Source organism: Microbacterium sp. PRF11, from assembly GCF_031844085.1.
Taxonomy (GTDB): Bacteria; Actinomycetota; Actinomycetes; order Actinomycetales; family Microbacteriaceae; genus Microbacterium.
In genome coordinates this window covers 25,881-41,912 of the sequence record NZ_JAUZUP010000005.1, presented here as the reverse complement: position 1 = coordinate 41,912, position 16,032 = coordinate 25,881, and the positions used below count along the sequence as shown (strand labels likewise).

Below are 16,032 nucleotides of genomic sequence, written 5' to 3'. Positions count from 1 at the left end.
CACGGCTCCCGATCCTCGTCCGCCCTGGACGCCCGCCCGACCCGAGGTCGCCGCCATGCCCGATTCCCGTTCCTCCTCCCCTGTGTCCGAGCGCATCGAAGACGTCGATGTCTCGACCGAGATGCAGGGGTCGTTCCTCGAGTACGCCTACTCCGTCATCTACTCGCGCGCCCTGCCCGACGCGCGCGACGGGCTCAAGCCGGTGCAGCGGCGCATCCTGTACCAGATGGCCGAGATGGGTCTGCGTCCCGACCGCGGTCACGTCAAGAGCGCGCGCGTCGTCGGCGAGGTCATGGGAAAGCTGCACCCGCACGGCGACGCGCCCATCTACGACGCCCTCGTGCGTCTCGCGCAGTGGTTCTCGCTGCGGGTCCCGCTGGTCGACGGGCACGGCAACTTCGGCTCCCTCGACGACGGGCCCGCCGCTCCGCGCTACACCGAGGCGCGTCTCGCTCCCCCGGCGCTCGCCCTCACCGAGAACCTCGACGAAGACGTCGTCGACTTCATCCCCAACTACGACGGGCAGTTCCAGCAGCCCGAGGTGCTGCCGGCCGCCTTCCCCAACCTCCTCGTCAACGGCGCGACGGGCATCGCGGTCGGCATGGCCACGAACATGGCGCCGCACAACCTCATCGAGGTCGTCGCCGCCGCGACCCACCTCCTTCAGCACCCGGATGCCACGGTCGAGGAGCTCATGGAGTTCGTCCCGGGCCCCGATCTGCCCTCGGGGGGCATCATCGTCGGCCTCGACGGCATCAAGGACGCCTACACGAACGGCCGCGGCACGTTCCGCACCCGGGCGAAGGCGTCGATCGAGTCGCTGGGCCCGCGCCGCACCGGCATCGTGATCACCGAGCTCCCCTACCTCGTCGGCCCCGAGCGCGTGATCGAGAAGATCAAAGACGCCGTGCAGGCGAAGAAGCTCACGGGCATCGCCGACGTCACCGACCTCACCGACCGCAACAACGGCCTGCGCCTGGTCATCGGCATCAAAACCGGTTTCGACCCCAAGGCCGTCCTGGAGCAGCTGTACCGGCTCACGCCTCTCGAGGACTCCTTCGGCATCAACAACGTCGCCCTCGTCGACGGCCAGCCGCAGACCCTCGGTCTGCGCGAGATGCTGCGGGTCTACATCGACCACCGCCTCCGCGTGGTCACGCGCCGCAGCGAGTACCGTCTCGCCCGCAAGCGCGAGCGTCTGCACCTCGTCGAGGGACTTCTCATCGCGATCCTCGACATCGACGAGGTCATCCAGGTCATCCGCTCGTCCGACGACGGAGAGCAGGCCCGCACGAAGCTGCAGGAGGTGTTCGACCTCTCGCACCCGCAGGCCGAGTACATCCTCGAGCTGCGCCTGCGCCGCCTGACGAAGTTCTCGCGCATCGAGCTCGAGGCCGAGCGCGACCAGTTGAACGCCGAGATCGCCCAGCTCGTCGAGCTCCTGGGCAGCGAGACCCTGCTGCGCCAGCAGGTGGCGAGAGAACTGGATGCCGCCGCCGAGGCGTACGGCACCCCGCGGCGCACCATGCTGCTCAACGGCGGTCCGGTTCAGCCGCGGTCCGCGAAGGCGGCGGCCGCCGCCGACCTGCAGATCGCCGACTCGCCGTGTCGCGTGTACCTGTCGGCCACCGGTCGCATGGTCCGCGCCGAGCTCGTCGCGGACGCGCCCGCCGGCGGTGTCGTGCCGCCCGCGCGCCGGTCGAAGCACGACGCCATCCGCTCGTCGGTCGACACGACCACGCGCGGCGACATCGGGGCGGTCACCTCCGCGGGGCGCCTGATGCGCTTCTCCCCCGTCGACCTCCCCTCGGTCCCCGCCAACTCGGTGCAGGTCGCCGCAGGGACCAAGGTCGAGCAATACCTCGCCCTCGCCAAGGGTGAGAAGGTCGTGGCCCTCGTGCCGCTGGTCGACTCCCCCACCATCGCCCTCGGCACCGAGCAGGGCGTGGTCAAGCGGGTCGCGGCGACCGAGCTGGGCGCCAAGGACGAGATCGAGATCATCTCCCTCCGCGACGGCGACCGGGTCGTCGGCGCCGCACCGGCGGGCGACAACGCCGAGCTCGTCTTCGTCGCCAGTGATGCGCAGCTGCTGCGTTTCGACGCATCCTCTGTGCGGCCGCAGGGTCGCTCCGCGGGGGGCATGGCCGGCATCCGTCTGTCCGACGGTGCACGGGTCATCGCGTTCGCGGTCGTGGGCGCGTCGGCTTTCGACGCGGTCGTGGTCACGGTGGCCGGGTCGTCGGCGGCGCTTCCCGGGACCGACGCAGGCAGCGCCAAGGTCTCGGCGTTCACGGAGTTCCCCGCCAAGGGGCGCGCCACGGGCGGAGTGCGCGCGCAGCGCCTTCTCCGCGGTGAGGACGCCCTGACCCTCGCCTGGGTCGGCACCGATCCGCGCGCGGTCGGCACCGACGGCTCCGTGCGCGCCCTGCCCGAGGCGGGCGCGAAGCGCGACGCCTCCGGTCAGCCGCTCGACGCCGTCATCGGCGCGATCGGCACCGTCGTCCGCTGACCGCTGCCGGCGCTCGCGTGAGTCGCCACGATTCGTCGCTTACGGAGGTCCCGAAGCGACAAATCATGGCGACTCACGCGTGAGGCGCGTCAGACGTCGATGCGCTCGCGGGCGAGACGGTCGCTCGAGTCGATGATGAACTCGCGGCGCGGGGCGACGTCGCTGCCCATGAGCAGGTCGAACACGGATGCCGCGGCCTCCATGTCCTGCACGCGCACGCGGCGCAGCATGCGACCGCCGCGGTCCATGGTCGTGGTCGCGAGCTGGTCGGCATCCATCTCGCCGAGGCCCTTGTAGCGCTGCACGGGCTCCTGCCAGCGCTTGTTGGAGCGCTTGAGCTTGGTGAGCAGGGCGTGCAGCTCCTGCTCGCTGTAGGTGTAAATCGTGTCGTTAGGCTTGGAGCCGGGGTTCATCACGATCACGCGGTGCAGGGGCGGGACGGCGGCGAAGACGCGGCCCTCTTCGACGAGCGGACGCATGTAGCGGAAGAACAGCGTGAGCAGCAGCGTGCGGATGTGCGCGCCGTCGACGTCGGCGTCGCTCATCAGGATGATCTTGCCGTAGCGGGCGGCCTCGAGATCGAACGAGCGGCCGGAGCCGGCGCCGATCACCTGGATGATCGAGGCGCACTCGGCGTTCGACAGCATGTCGCTGATCGAGGCTTTCTGCGTGTTGAGGATCTTGCCGCGGATGGGCAGCAGCGCCTGGAACTCGCTGTTGCGAGCCAGCTTCGCGGTGCCGAGAGCGGAGTCGCCCTCGACGATGAACAGCTCGGAGTCGTTGACGTCGTTCGAGCGGCAGTCGACCAGCTTCGCCGGCAGCGACGAGGACTCGAGGGCGTTCTTTCGCCGTTGGGTCTCTTTGTGCGTGCGCGCCGAGATGCGCGCCTTCATCTCGGAGACGACCTTCTCGAGCAGCTGTGCGGTCTGCGCCTTGTCGTCGCGCTTGGGCGAGGCGAAGCGGGCCGCGAGCTCCTTCTGGACCACGGATGCCACGATCTGACGCACCGCGGGGGTCCCCAGGATCTCTTTGGTCTGGCCCTCGAACTGCGGCTCGGGCAGGCGCACGGTCATGACCGCGGTGAGTCCGGCGAGCAGATCGTCTTTCTCGATCTTGTCGTTCCCGACCTTGAGCTTGCGGGCGTTCTGCTCGACCTGCGATCGCAGCACCTTCATGAGTCCTTGTTCGAAACCCTGCTGGTGCGTGCCGCCCTTGGGCGTGGCGATGATGTTGACGAAGGAACGCGTGGTCGTGTCGTAGCCGGTGCCCCAGCGCACCGCGATGTCGACCTCGCACTCGCGCTCCACCTCGGTGGGGACCATCGACCCGCCGGGCTGGAGGACGGGGACGGTCTCGGTGAACGTGCCGGTGCCGGTGAGGCGCCAGGTGTCGGTGACCGCGGCGTCGGGTGCGAGGAACTCCGCGAACTCCGAGATGCCACCGTCGAAGCGATAGCTCGTCTCGACGCGCTCCTCGCTCCGCTCGTCGTGCACGACGATCTCGAGGCCGGGAACGAGGAACGCCGTCTGACGAACGCGCTGGACGAGCTCGTCGAGGCCGAAGGCGGCATCCTTCGTGAAGATCTGCCGGTCGGCCCAGTAGCGGATTCGCGTGCCCGTCACGCCGCGCGGTGCCTTGCCGACCACGCGCAGCTCGCTGCTGCGCTCGAACGGGGTGAAGGCCGAGTCGGGGGCGTCGCCGGCGAACAGGCCTGGCTCGCCGCGGTGGAACGACATGGCGTATGTCTTGCCGCCCCGGTCGACCTCGACGTCGAGGCGCTCGGAAAGGGCATTCACGACCGAGGCACCCACACCGTGGAGACCGCCGGATGCCGCGTAGGAACCGCCGCCGAACTTGCCGCCGGCGTGCAGCTTGGTGAAGACGACCTCGACTCCGGTCAGGCCGGTGCGGGGCTCGACGTCGACGGGGATGCCGCGGGCGCGGTCGCGCACCTCGACGCTGCCGTCGGCGTGCAGCAGGATGTCGATCCGCGAGCCGTGGCCGCCGAGGGCCTCATCGACGGAGTTGTCGATGATCTCCCACAGGCAGTGCATGAGACCCCGGGAATCGGTGGACCCGATGTACATGCCCGGGCGCTTGCGCACGGCTTCGAGGCCCTCGAGGACCTGGAGATGATGGGCGGAGTACTCGGACGTCACGATCTCCCAGCGTAATCGCGGGCGCCGACATCGCCTGCCAGACACACAGCGGGGGCGGGCCACCGTACGCGCACAGCGAAATGTGATCAAGCCGCGGCATAGGGGAAACATCCGCGTGGTTGTATATGGAGACTCGCCCACGACCACCTGAGGAGGGCACCCGACATGACCACCACGACTGCACCCGACGCGTCAGCCGTCCTCGATCACCGCCTGACCGCGGCCGATCGCTGCGACTCCTGTGGCGCACAGGCTTACATCGCCGCGACCGTCAACGGCAGCGAACTGCTTTTCTGCGCGCACCACGGCCGCAAGTACGAAGAGAAGCTCCGCAGCGTCGCCACCTCGTGGCACGACGAGACGGCTCGTCTGAACGCCCCGGAGTAAGACCCCGTCGGAACGGGCCCCGCGCACCTCGTGCGTCGGGGCCCGTTTCGCGTATCAGGCGTCCCTGCGTTCCGGTGTCTCAGCCGTTCGCGGCGATGAAGACCCGTGGGACGACGGGCGACACGCGCAGAGCGATCTCCTCGCCGATCGTTTCGATGAGTTCGGCCAGGTCCGTGACGCCGTACAGGGCGCCCCTCCCGAACACGGCGATCTCGTCACCGGGGGCAGCGCCGGTCCAGGGGGCGAGAACCGCGGCGTTCGGACCGATTGCTTCGACGCGCCGGGGGCCCTCGGGCGTGGCCACGTCGAAGCGGCCGCCCAGGCTGCTGGGCAGTCCGTGCAGGCTCCCGATGTCGAGGTGCACTCCGGCGGCATCCACCGCCGTCACGGTGGCGGTCAGACCCGCGATGGGTTCGATTCCGAGCTCTCCCTCGCTCGGACCGCCGGCGGGACGGATGCCGTACGAGAAGGCGCCCACCCGGACCAGGTCCTCGCGGAACTCCCCGCGCGCGAAACCGGCGGCGCTGGCGGCGAGGTGCGAGAAGCGCGGGGACAGACCCGCTGCGAGCGCTGCCTCGCGCGCGGCGAGGAACAGCGCGCGGGCGTCGTCGTCGTCGGCATCCGAGGCTTCCGAGATATGCGACCAGATGCCCTCGAGCTCCGCTCGGCCCTCGGCGACCAGCGCCGCCGTTCGCGCGAGCGCCGCGTCCCACCGCTCGGGCCGGATGCCGTTGCGGTGCAGCCCGGTGTCGATCTTCAGGTGCACGCGAGCGTGTCGATCGAGGCGGAGCCCTGCGAGGTCGTCGAGCAGTGCTTCGTCGCCGATGCCGAGATCGAGGTCTGCCGCGACGCCCTCGACGAGATCGTCGATCCCCCCGATGAGCCATACGAAGATGCGCGCGTCGGGTCCGGCGATCCGGCGGACCTCGGCTCCGGTCGCGACGTCGAACGCCCCGAACCAGCGAACGCCCTCCGTGACGGCGCGCGTCACGATCGGTTCCAGGCCGTGGGCGTAAGCGTCGTCCTTCACGACGAGCATGTGGGAGGCGGGGGCGACGGCTTCTCGCACACGGTGGAGGTTCCGGGCGAAGGCGTCGAGGTCGACGCGGTAGACGGCGCTCACGTGGTCACCCGCCGATCGGCCCGCATACCCACGACGGCGACGATCTCCGCGGCGGTCAGGCCCGTGGCATCCGTCCACTCCTGCAGCGAGGGGTGCCCGTCGGCGGGGTCGCCGAAGAAGACGACCTCCGCCCCGCGCGCGACCGCCGCATCGTCGACGTCGACCACGCAGACATCCATCGCCACGCGCCCGACGATGCGGTGACGTCGGCCGGTGATCGCGACCGTCGCGGCGTTGCCGAGCGATCGCACGACGCCCTGGGCGTACCCGCCGGTCACCAGGGCCACGGTCGTGTCGCGGGGCGCCCGGTGCGTGTAGCCGTACGACACGCCCTCTCCGCGCAGCAGGGGCTTGGTGCCCAGGGCTCGACCGCGCAGCGACATCACGGGTTGCGCGTGCGTGCCGGGCAGGCCGAACAGGACCGCAGCGTCGAGGGGCGCGGCATCCATCCGGAGATCGGCGAGCACGGATGCCACCCACCCGGCGCCGTGACCCCACCCGTCGGCGGCGAGCACGTCGTCGGCGTGCGAACCGGCACCGGCCGCGAGGGCGAGGGGCGCGTTGCGGCGCAGGGCGGACTCGGAAACGAGGGCCACGGGTGCCACTCCCCCGGCCGCGGGCGAGCGGGCAGGGAGCGTGGAGGTCACCCCTTTAGACTAACGGGGTCCTTCTTCCCCGACCCCGGAGCCACATGCCTCAGCAGGGTTTCTCCCCCGTCACGCGCCTGCGCTACCTCGCCGGACGTGCCCGCCGCATCGACGTCGGATCCGTCATCGAACGCGCCAAAGAGGCCTCGGCCCAGCACGGCAAGGCCCTGCCGCTCGTCGTCGCCGACATGCTCTACCAGGCGGGCGTGAAGAACGTCGGCTTCCAGGACTACATCGACTACGACTTCGCGATCCTCACCCCCGCCGAGCGCGCCACGTACATGACGCATCCGGTGTCGAACCAGATCTCGCAGAAGTACGACCACCCCGACTACCGCGGCATCTTCCAGGACAAGGTCGCCTTCGACCGTCGTTTCAGCGACTTCCTCCGCCGCGAATGGATGGTGGTGGATGCCGACAACGCCGACGAGCTGCGCGCCTTCACCGAGAAGCTGGGCACCATCGTCACCAAGGAGCCGGTCGGCCAGGCCGGAACGGGCGTGCACCGCTACCACGCGGCCGAGGTCGAGGACTGGGGCGCGTTCCACCGGGGACTGCTCGAGCGCGGCGAGATCCTCGTCGAAGAGGTCATCCGCCAGCACGACGACCTCGCGGCCGTCTGCCCCGGCACCGTCAACACCACCCGTGTGACCGCGTTCTTCGACGGCGAGAAGACGCACATCCTCGCGATGGCGCAGAAGTTCGGCCGCGGCGCGGTCAGCGACCAGATGACCTTCGGCGGCTTCTACACGATGCTCGACGAGAACGGCCACGCCCTCGGTGCCGGCTACGACTCGCACGGCCACGTGCACGAGCTGCACCCCGACTCGGGCGTGCGCATCGCCGACTTCCAGCTGCCGATGATCGACGAGGTCAAGGCCTTCGTCGACCAGGTCGCCCGGGTCGTGCCGCAGGTGCAGTATGTCGGGTGGGACATCGTCGTCGGCCCCGACGGCCCCGTGCTCGTCGAGGGCAACTGGGGTGCCGGCGTGTACGAGAACAAGCCGAGCGTGACCGGTATCCGCACCGGGCACAAGCCGCGCTATCAGGCCGCGATCGGGTTCTGATCCCGGATGCCGAGAGGCCCGCTCCCCGTGTGGGGGCGGGCCTCTTCCGTACGGTCCGGTGGTTTCGACGGCTCGGCCACCTCGGTCGGGAGGTCCGTGAGCTTTGTCGAAGGGTCCGGGCCCGAGGTCATGGCATCCGGATGCCGGAAAGGCCCGCCCCGAGAACGGGACGGGCCTTTCGTGTGACGGTGTCAGCTGTGGCGGACGATGCCGAGCGGCGTGGACTCGTGTCCCTGGCCGAGCGGGTTGTCCTTCAGGATCGCGACGAGACGCTTTTCGCCGGCCTTGTCCATCGTCGAGCCGAGGATGTTGCCGCCCAGATCGTTGATGTCGACCACGGCCACCTGCAGGTCGCCGCCGAGCAGCGACTTCAGGCGCGCCGCGACCTCGCGCGGACGCTCGGGGCCGAGCACGACGGCCTGGTTGTACGGCGGGATCGTGCCCTTGGTGGGGCCGTCGATCGCGCGCGCCTTGTCGCCTGCGATGCGGTAGAAGTCGCCCTTGCGGCCCATCGCCTTGGTCACGGCCGAGACGGCCGCGGCGAAGAGGATGCGCGGGGTCCCGCACTCGCGCAGCGCCATCTCCATCGTCTCGGGCATGCCGAGGCCGATGCCGTAGGGCGTGCGGGTGACGTACTTCGACAGGAACAGCGCGAGCTTGCGGGGCTTGATCGAGTCGAGCTTGTAAGAGCGGCCCTGAGTGATCGCGACGATCTTCTCGGTGACGAACAGCAGGTCGCCCGGCTGCACCGCATCTTTCGCGTACTCGAGGATGAACGCGTCAAGGTCGTCGCCCGGCATGACGACCCGGGTGCGGATCGGGATACGGGCGTACGAGGTTCCCTCGACGGTGACGGTGAGCGCCTTGCCGGCGTTGGCCTCGCCGCTCATTCGAGGTAGTCCCGGAGCGACTGCGAACGGCTGGGGTGACGCAGCTTCGCCATGGTCTTCGACTCGATCTGACGGATGCGCTCGCGCGTGACGCCGAACGTGTCGCCGATCTGGTCAAGGGTCTTGGGCTGACCGTCGCCGAGGCCGAAGCGCATGCGGATCACGCCCGCCTCGCGCTCGCTGAGTGAATCGAGGAGCGACTCGAGCTGGCGCTGCAGCATGGTGAAGCCCACGGCGTCGGCGGGGACGACGGCCTCGGTGTCCTCGATGAGGTCACCGAACTCGCTGTCGCCGTCTTCACCGAGGGGCGTGTGCAGCGAGATCGGCTCGCGGCCGTACTTCTGCACCTCGATGACCTTCTCGGGGGTCATGTCGAGTTCGCGGCTGAGCTCCTCGGGCGTGGGTTCGCGACCGAGATCCTGCAGCATCTGACGCTGCACGCGCGCGAGCTTGTTGATGACCTCGACCATGTGCACCGGGATGCGGATGGTGCGGGCCTGGTCGGCCATGGCGCGCGTGATGGCCTGACGGATCCACCAGGTGGCGTAGGTCGAGAACTTGAAGCCCTTGGTGTAGTCGAACTTCTCGACCGCACGGATGAGGCCCAGGTTGCCCTCCTGGATGAGGTCGAGGAACTGCATGCCGCGACCGGTGTAGCGCTTGGCGAGCGAGACGACCAGGCGGAGGTTCGCGCCGAGCAGGTGGCTCTTCGCACGCTGACCGTCGCGGGCGACCCACTGCAGGTCGAGACCGAGCTGGCTGGTCTTCTCGGCCGCCGACATGTTCGACAGCTTCTCCTCGGCGAACAGGCCGGCCTCGATCCGCATTGCGAGCTCGACCTCTTCGGCCGCGTTCAGCAGAGGCACCTTACCGATCTGCTTCAGGTAGTCCTTGACCGGGTCGGCGGTGGCGCCGGTGATCTGCGCGGAGTAGACGGGGACGTCGTCCTCGTCGCTCGACGAGATGACGATCGCACCCTGCGGAAGGGCCTCGGCCGGAGCCGCGGGGGTCTCGTCGTCTTCGTCGTCGTCGGACTTCTTCGCGTCGGTCTTCGCCGCGTCGTCGGAGTCTTCGCTGTCGTCGGCGTCGTCGATCTCGACGTCGCCCTCGTCGATGTCGTCCTCGTCCTCTTCGAGGTCGTCGTCTTCCTTGGCCTTCGTCTTGGCCTTGGCGGGAGCCGCCTTGGCCTTGGCCGGGGCCTTCTTCGCGGGGGCCTTCTTGGCGGTCGTCGTCTTCGACGCCGTCACGGTCTCCTCGGAGTTCTCGAGCTCGGTGTCCTTCGCACTCCGGGAGCGGGTCTTGGTTGTCGTGTCTGCCACGTTTCGCCTTTCACCGGGAACGTACGCTGCACGGCCACCGGTCGTTCTCGGACACTAGTAAGACCCTTGTCAAGTCCCGAGCCGAGGAGCGGGGGCTCCTGGTCCGGTTGACAACGGGTCAGGTTCTTCATTCTCTCACATTCCCGGACCGGGACTTGACGCGGACCGGGGTGTATGCGTAGACAACGCCCTCAGCGCGCCTGACATTCCCGGATGCCGAGGACCCGGCATCCGAGAATGCGCTCGGGAGGAAGGGTCAGCCGAGCCGGCCGCGGCGGTCGTCGTCGGGTCGGCTTGCGAGGAAGCGCTCGAGCTCGGCGGCCAGCTCGTCGGCGCTCGGGAGGTCGCCGGTGTGGATGATGGGCGTCGCCTGCGTGGAACCGGCCATGTAGGCGTCGTAGCGCTCTTCGAGGTTCTCGAGCATGCGGGTGAGTTCGTCGCTGCCCTCGACCTGTTCGGTGACCTTTCCGAGGAACTCGCGGTTCTCCTCGCGCAGCACCTCGCCCGAGAATACGAGCCCGGTGGCCACGGTGAGGCTGTCGAGGGCCGCGAGGGCCGCCGCGGGGTACTCGGTGTCGCCGAGGTAGTGCGGAACGAGCAGAGCGAAACCGGCGACCTTCGCTCCCGCCTCGGCGAAGCGGTATTCGAGCAGGTGGCCGGCGGTGGAGGGCACCTGGGTGTGCGGACGCCACACGGAGTGCGCCTCGGCCAGGTCGGCGCGCGTGCCGCTCACGGTGGTGCCGATGGGGCGCGTGTGCGGCACGGGCATGGGGATCGCGTGCACCCACGTGACCGACGCCACCTGCAGGCCCGCCGCGAGCTCGAGCACCGTCTCGGCGAAGGCCTCCCAGAGGAAGTCGGGCTCGTAGCCGGCGAGGAGCAGGAACGGGTGACCCAGCGAGTCGTGGGCGAGAGAGAGCTCGAGGCGCGCCGGACGGTAGTCGGTCAGATGGTCTTCGACGAACGTGATGATCGGCCGACGCGCCCGGTAGTCGAGCAGTGCGTCGTTGTCGAACACGAAGAGCGCGTTGGGCTCGAGGTCGTCGCGGAAGTACTCGACCAGCCGCGCGACCGCTCCTCCGGCGTCGGTGAAACCGGTGAGGGCGATGACGAGCGGCAGGCCCGACGGCACGGGCGGCGCGGCGGGAGCGCGGTCGTACAGCGGGGCGGAGGAGGTCATCCCTCCACTCTACGAGCGTGCCGGATGCCGCGGTCGCGGTGCGTCCCGCTCCTAGCGAACACGCGCGAACCTAGGATGGGGGCCATGCCGTTCCCCTCTGTGGCGTACACCTCCGCCCCCCTCCGCGAGTCCGATGCCGATGCGATCCTGCTGATCGTCCCCACCGTTTCGGAGGGGAATCCGGATCCCGAGGGGTGGGAGGGGCTGGGCGCCGCCCTCTCCGCTGTCGGTTTCACCGGCAGTGCCGGCTCGTTCCAGCGCGTGCACCTCCCCGGCGTCGAGAAGCCACTTGCCGTGGCGGGAGCCGGGGTCGATCCGTCGGATGCCGCCCTGCGCGACGCCGCGGGAACGGGTCTGCGCCAGTTGACCGGCTTCGAGCACGTCGCCGTGCAGTCCGTCGTCGCTGCGCCGTGGCGCGTCCTCGCCGAGGGGGCCGCGCTGGGCGGATACCGCTTCGCTGACTACAAGAAGAAGGCGACGAAGGTGCGCGCGTCGCGCGTCACCGTCCAGACCACCGCCGCGCCCAGCGAGGCGGACACCGCGGCCGTCTCGGCCGTCGCCGGCGCCGTGGCGCTGGTCAAGGACCTGGTCACCACCCCCGCGGAGTGGTTGGGCCCCGCCGACTTCGCCGACGCGGCCGTCGAGGCCGTCGCCGGCCTCCCCGTCGAGGTGGAGGTGCTCGATGAGGACGCCCTCCGCGACGGCGGATACGGCGGCATCCTCGGTGTCGGACAGGGCTCCGACCGTCCGCCGCGCATGGTGCGCCTCGACTACTCCCCCGCCGGAGCAGAGCGTCACGTCGCCCTGGTCGGCAAGGGCATCACGTTCGACACCGGCGGCCTGTCGCTCAAGCCGCCGGCATCCATGGTCGGCATGAAGTACGACATGTGCGGTGCCGCCACGGTCCTGGCCGTCCTGAAGGCCGCGGCCGAGATGCAGCTGCCGGTCAAGGTGAGCGCCTGGCTCTGCATCGCCGACAACATGCCCTCCGGTCGCGCCACCCGCCCGGGCGACGTGCTGCGCACGCTCGACGGCACGACGGTCGAGGTGTTGAACACCGACGCGGAGGGCCGGCTCGTGCTCGCCGACGGCCTCGCCGCGGCCAGCCGTGAGAACCCTGACCTCATCGTCGACGTCGCGACCCTCACCGGGGCGATCACGATCGCTCTCGGCAACCGGCACACCGGCGTCATGGGTGATGACGCGGCGGTGGCCGAGTACCTCTCCGCCTCGGGACGCGCGGCCGAGCTCGCCTGGCAGCTGCCGCTGCCCGACCACATGGTCGACGACCTCGACTCCCCCATCGCCGACCTGCAGAACGCGAAGATCGGCGACCCGTCCGGCGGTTCGCTCTTCGCCGGGCTGTTCCTGCGCCACTTCGTCGGACGCGTGTCGGAGGATGCCGATGCGCCCCGCATCCCCTGGGTGCACCTCGACATCGCCGGCGTCGGCATGAACAAGTCGGCTCCCTTCGGGTACACCGACAAGGGCGTGACCGGGGCCACCGTGCGCTCTCTCGTCGAGATGCTCGCCTCGGGCGCCCGGCGATGACCGAGTACACCGCCGACGTCGTGGTCCTGGGCGGTGGCAGCGGCGGATACGCCGCGGCGCTCCGACTGGCCGAGCTCGGCAAGCACGTGGTCCTCGTCGAGAAGGACAAGCTCGGCGGGACGTGCCTGCACCGCGGGTGCATCCCGACCAAGGCCCTGCTGCACGCGGGAGAGGTGGCCGACGCTGCCCGCGGCGCGGCCGACATCGGCGTCGATGTGACCTTCGGCGGTATCGACCCGGCGCGGGTGCGCCGCTACCGCGAGGGCATCGTCGCGAAGAAGTTCAAGGGCCTCGAGGGTCTCGTCTCCGCGCGCGGCATCCGTGTGATCAGCGGCGAGGGCCGCCTCGAGGCCGGCCCCTCGGTGCGCGTCGGCGACGACGTGTACCGCGGCGCGGACGTCATCCTGGCCACAGGCTCCTACAGCCGCAGTCTGCCGGGCCTCGAGATCGGCGGTCGCGTGCTCACGAGCGAGCAGGCACTCGACCTCGACGTGATCCCTGAGCGTGTGGTCGTGCTCGGCGGAGGCGTGATCGGTGTCGAGTTCGCCAGTGTCTGGCGGTCGTTCGGCGTCGAGGTCACGATCGTCGAGGCGCTGCCGCACCTGCTGCCCGCCGAGGACGTCGCATCGAGCAAGGCGCTCGAGCGCGCGTTCCGCAAGCGCGGCATCGCCTTCCAGCTCGGGCGACGGTTCTCGTCCCTGACGCAGACCGACGGTGACGTCACGATCGGCCTCGACGACGGCTCCTCCCTCGTGGCGGACTACGTCCTCGTGGCGGTCGGCCGCGGCCCCGCGACCGCGGGTCTCGGCTTCGAGGAGGCCGGGGTGGTCCTCGACCGCGGTTTCGTCCAGACCGACGATCGACTGCGCACCGCCGCGCCGCACGTCTGGGCCGTGGGCGACATCGTGCCCGGACTCCAGCTCGCACACCGCGGCTTCCAGCAGGGCATCTTCGTCGCCGAAGAGATCGCCGGTCTGTCACCGGTGCTCGTCCCCGATGCGGACGTCCCCCGTGTGGCCTATTCGCACCCCGAGGTCGCGTCGGTGGGTCTCACCGAGGCGCAGGCCGCGGAGCGCTACGGCTCCCACGCGGTGAAGGCGTACGAGTACAACCTCGCCGGCAACGGCCGCAGCGAGATCATCGGCACATCGGGCATCGTCAAGATCGTCCGCCGCGTCGACGGTCCCGTCGTGGGCGCCCATCTCGTCGGCGACCGGGTCGGCGAGCTGATCTCCGAAGCGCAGCTCGCCGTCGGGTGGGAAGCCCACCCGGAGGACATCGCGCCGTTCGTCCACGCCCACCCCACCCAGAGCGAGGCGCTGGGCGAGGCCTTCCTCGCCCTCGCCGGCAAACCCCTGCACGCACTCTGACCGAAACCGGTCACTAAGCTAGGTACCGCATCCGGTACGAAGGAGACATATCCATGAGCACTTCCGTCGTCCTCCCCGCTCTCGGCGAGAGCGTGACCGAGGGAACGGTCACCCGCTGGCTCAAGCAGGTCGGTGACACCGTCCAGGAGGACGAGGGTCTGTTGGAGATCTCGACCGACAAGGTCGACACCGAGATCCCCTCCCCCGTTTCGGGTGTCATCGAAGAGATCCTCGTCCAGGAAGACGAGACCGTCGAGGTCGGCGCCGTCCTGGCGAAGATCGGTGATGGGTCGGGCGCCGGTTCGTCCGACGACGCGCCCCAGGCCGCCCCCGCCGAGCAGGAGTCCGCTCCCGCCGAAGAAGCAGCTCCCGCCGAGTCCGCGCCCGCCGAGCAGGCGGCCCCTGCCGAGTCCGCGCCCGCCGAGCAGTCCGCCCCGGCCGCCGGCGGCGACTCCACCGAGGTGAAGCTGCCCGAACTGGGTGAGAGCGTCACCGAGGGCACGGTCACGCGGTGGCTCAAGGCCGTGGGCGACGACGTCGCCGTCGACGAGCCGCTGCTGGAGATCTCGACCGACAAGGTCGACACCGAGATCCCCTCGCCGGTCGCCGGCACCCTGCAGGAGATCCTCGTCCAGGAGGACGAGACGGTGAACGTGGGCGCCGCCCTCGCCCGCATCGGTAGCGGAGCGGCTCCCGCCGCCGCCCAGCCCGAGGCTCCCGCACCGTCCGAGGCTCCGGCGCAGCCCGCCGCCGAGGAGCCGGCCGAGCAGCCCGCTCCCGCGGCGGAGGAGAAGCCCGCCCAGCAGCCGGCTCCGGTCGCCGAGCAGAAGCCCGCCGCGGCCGCCCCCGCCACCGCTGAGAAGCCCGCCGAGCAGGCCTCCGCGTCGTCGAACGACGACATCACCTACGTCACCCCGCTCGTGCGTCGTCTGGCCCAGCAGCAGGGCGTCGACCTGGCGTCCGTCAAGGGCAGCGGCGTCGGTGGACGCATCCGCAAGGAAGACGTGCTCAAGGCCGCCGAGGCGGCGAAGTCGGCTCCGGCCGCGTCGTCGGCTCCGGCCGCCGCCGCTCCCGCCCCGGCGCCCGTCGAGGTCTCGCCGCTGCGCGGAACGACGCAGAAGATGTCGCGCCTGCGCAAGGTGATCGCCGAGCGCGCCGTGGCGTCCATGCAGGCGACCGCCCAGTTGACCACCGTCGTCGAGGTCGACGTGACGAAGCTCTCCGCGCTGCGCGACCGTGTGAAGGGCGAGTTCCAGCAGAAGACGGGCGACAAACTGTCGTTCCTACCCTTCTTCGCCATCGCGGCCGTCGAGGCGCTCAAGGCGTTCCCGATCATCAACTCGACGGTCGAGGGCGACGAGATCGTCTACCCCGCCCACGAGAACGTCTCGATCGCGGTCGACACCGAGCGCGGTCTGCTCACTCCCGTCGTCAAGGACGCCGGTGAGAAGAACATCGCCCAGCTCGCTCGCGAGATCGCGGACCTCGCCGCCCGCACGCGTGACAACAAGCTGAAGCCCGACGAGCTCGCCGGCGGCACCTTCACGCTGACCAACACCGGTTCGCGCGGCGCCCTGTTCGACACCCCGATCGTCTTCCTCCCGCAGTCGGCGATCCTCGGTCTCGGTGCCGTCGTCAAGAAGCCCGGTGTGGTCACCGTTGACGGCAAGGACGCGATCTCGGTCCGTTCGTACGTGTACCTGGCCCTGTCGTACGACCACCGCATCATCGACGGTGCCGACGCCGCCCGATTCCTCGGCGCGGTGAAGGCCCGTCTCGAGGCGGCCCAGTTCGAGGGCGACCTCGGTATCTGACAGCACTGAGCACCAG

The 16,032-nt window shown here is 70.0% G+C and carries 12 protein-coding genes; 6 read left to right on the top strand and 6 right to left on the bottom strand.

Annotated elements, in window-relative coordinates:
• Positions 1-55 precede the first annotated feature (55 nt).
• Positions 56-2,509, top strand: coding sequence for a DNA topoisomerase IV subunit A (locus tag Q9R20_RS13850; protein WP_311249883.1), 2,454 nt, complete (start codon positions 56-58; stop codon positions 2,507-2,509).
• An 89-nt stretch (positions 2,510-2,598) separates the two neighbouring features.
• Here Q9R20_RS13850 and Q9R20_RS13845 read toward each other — a convergent pair whose 3' ends face one another.
• Complete coding sequence (locus Q9R20_RS13845) at positions 2,599-4,671, bottom strand: DNA topoisomerase IV subunit B (RefSeq protein WP_311250073.1); 2,073 nt, start codon at positions 4,669-4,671, stop codon at positions 2,599-2,601.
• Between the two features lie 162 nt (positions 4,672-4,833).
• Here Q9R20_RS13845 and Q9R20_RS13840 point away from each other — a divergent pair, with 162 nt between their 5' ends.
• Positions 4,834-5,055, top strand: coding sequence for a hypothetical protein (locus Q9R20_RS13840; RefSeq protein WP_295838946.1), 222 nt, complete (start codon positions 4,834-4,836; stop codon positions 5,053-5,055).
• 79 nt (positions 5,056-5,134) lie between these two features.
• Here Q9R20_RS13840 and Q9R20_RS13835 read toward each other — a convergent pair whose 3' ends face one another.
• Positions 5,135-6,178, bottom strand: a complete 1,044-nt coding sequence (locus Q9R20_RS13835; protein WP_311249882.1) for an alanine racemase — start codon at positions 6,176-6,178, stop codon at positions 5,135-5,137.
• Positions 6,175-6,825, bottom strand: coding sequence for an alanine racemase C-terminal domain-containing protein (locus Q9R20_RS13830; RefSeq protein ID WP_311249881.1), 651 nt, complete (start codon positions 6,823-6,825; stop codon positions 6,175-6,177). Before Q9R20_RS13830 ends, Q9R20_RS13835 begins: the two co-directional genes overlap by 4 nt.
• Before the next feature lie 44 nt (positions 6,826-6,869).
• Here Q9R20_RS13830 and Q9R20_RS13825 point away from each other — a divergent pair, with 44 nt between their 5' ends.
• The gene (locus Q9R20_RS13825) at positions 6,870-7,892 is read left to right on the top strand and encodes a sugar-transfer associated ATP-grasp domain-containing protein (RefSeq protein WP_311249880.1); all 1,023 of its coding nucleotides are present in this window, start codon (positions 6,870-6,872) and stop codon (positions 7,890-7,892) included.
• Between the two features lie 191 nt (positions 7,893-8,083).
• Here Q9R20_RS13825 and Q9R20_RS13820 read toward each other — a convergent pair whose 3' ends face one another.
• The 3 genes from Q9R20_RS13820 to Q9R20_RS13810 form a co-directional block, all read right to left on the bottom strand.
• Positions 8,084-8,782: a coenzyme F420-0:L-glutamate ligase gene (locus Q9R20_RS13820; RefSeq protein ID WP_311249879.1), complete on the bottom strand. Its 699-nt coding sequence runs from the start codon at positions 8,780-8,782 to the stop codon at positions 8,084-8,086.
• Complete coding sequence (locus tag Q9R20_RS13815) at positions 8,779-10,101, bottom strand: RNA polymerase sigma factor (RefSeq protein ID WP_311249878.1); 1,323 nt, start codon at positions 10,099-10,101, stop codon at positions 8,779-8,781. Before Q9R20_RS13815 ends, Q9R20_RS13820 begins: the two co-directional genes overlap by 4 nt.
• Before the next feature lie 256 nt (positions 10,102-10,357).
• Positions 10,358-11,281, bottom strand: a complete 924-nt coding sequence (locus Q9R20_RS13810; RefSeq protein WP_311249877.1) for a PAC2 family protein — start codon at positions 11,279-11,281, stop codon at positions 10,358-10,360.
• Positions 11,282-11,365: 84 nt separating this feature from the next.
• On the opposite strand from Q9R20_RS13810, the gene Q9R20_RS13805 reads away from it, so the two are divergent.
• The 3 genes from Q9R20_RS13805 to sucB are packed head-to-tail and all read left to right on the top strand — an operon-like array spanning position 11,366 to position 16,016.
• Positions 11,366-12,832: a leucyl aminopeptidase gene (locus Q9R20_RS13805; protein ID WP_311249876.1), complete on the top strand. Its 1,467-nt coding sequence runs from the start codon at positions 11,366-11,368 to the stop codon at positions 12,830-12,832.
• Positions 12,829-14,202 (top strand): dihydrolipoyl dehydrogenase, encoded by a 1,374-nt coding sequence (gene lpdA / locus Q9R20_RS13800; protein WP_311249875.1) that lies wholly within the window; start codon positions 12,829-12,831, stop codon positions 14,200-14,202. Before Q9R20_RS13805 ends, lpdA begins: the two co-directional genes overlap by 4 nt.
• Positions 14,203-14,255: 53 nt before the next feature.
• Positions 14,256-16,016, top strand: a complete 1,761-nt coding sequence (gene sucB, locus Q9R20_RS13795; RefSeq protein ID WP_311249874.1) for a 2-oxoglutarate dehydrogenase, E2 component, dihydrolipoamide succinyltransferase — start codon at positions 14,256-14,258, stop codon at positions 16,014-16,016.
• The last annotated feature ends 16 nt before the right edge of the window (positions 16,017-16,032 follow it).

Bases quoted from the DNA above. Each gene is read 5' to 3' on its own strand.
- Q9R20_RS13805 (WP_311249876.1), top strand. From the start codon at position 11,366: ATGCCGTTCCCCTCTGTGGCGTACACCTCCGCCCCCCTCCGCGAGTCC.
- Q9R20_RS13850 (WP_311249883.1), top strand. From the start codon at position 56: ATGCCCGATTCCCGTTCCTCCTCCCCTGTGTCCGAGCGCATCGAAGAC.
- sucB (WP_311249874.1), top strand. From the start codon at position 14,256: ATGAGCACTTCCGTCGTCCTCCCCGCTCTCGGCGAGAGCGTGACCGAG.
- Q9R20_RS13825 (WP_311249880.1), top strand. From the start codon at position 6,870: ATGCCTCAGCAGGGTTTCTCCCCCGTCACGCGCCTGCGCTACCTCGCC.
- lpdA (WP_311249875.1), top strand. From the start codon at position 12,829: ATGACCGAGTACACCGCCGACGTCGTGGTCCTGGGCGGTGGCAGCGGC.
- Q9R20_RS13810 (WP_311249877.1), bottom strand. From the start codon at position 11,281: ATGACCTCCTCCGCCCCGCTGTACGACCGCGCTCCCGCCGCGCCGCCC.
- Q9R20_RS13820 (WP_311249879.1), bottom strand. From the start codon at position 8,782: ATGAGCGGCGAGGCCAACGCCGGCAAGGCGCTCACCGTCACCGTCGAG.
- Q9R20_RS13840 (WP_295838946.1), top strand. From the start codon at position 4,834: ATGACCACCACGACTGCACCCGACGCGTCAGCCGTCCTCGATCACCGC.